The following is a 230-nucleotide window of genomic DNA, read 5'->3' as shown; positions in this document are numbered from 1 at the left end:
ATCCGTGGGGACATGAAGGCGCGGTATGAGACGGTCGGCAAAATGGTGGCGGCCTGCCAGCAGGCTGGCATCTATCGTATCGACTTCATTACCGAGAAGCCGAAGACCAACTGACAACGGTGGGCTGCGGCCCCCGTCCCCCGCGCGGCATGCGTGGGGGCTGGAGTGAAGAGAGTAACTGATCATGGGCATGAATGTCGGGTCGGATAGCACAACGGAAGACGAAGGCA

Annotated in this window: 1 protein-coding gene; it reads left to right on the top strand. The window is 60.4% G+C overall.

Annotated features, from left to right (window positions below; all coding sequences use genetic code 11):
* The coding region (locus tag AB2L51_RS15355; RefSeq protein WP_400922736.1) for an ExbD/TolR family protein at positions 1–114 on the top strand (114 nt) is incomplete at its 5' end.
* Between the last annotated feature and the right edge of the window lie 116 nt (positions 115–230).

This window comes from Acetobacter fabarum (assembly GCF_040702925.2).
In the GTDB taxonomy this organism is placed as follows: Bacteria; Pseudomonadota; Alphaproteobacteria; order Acetobacterales; family Acetobacteraceae; genus Acetobacter; species Acetobacter fabarum_B.
Note: the sequence above shows the minus strand (reverse complement) of the source record. Positions and strands in the feature narration are given on the sequence as shown.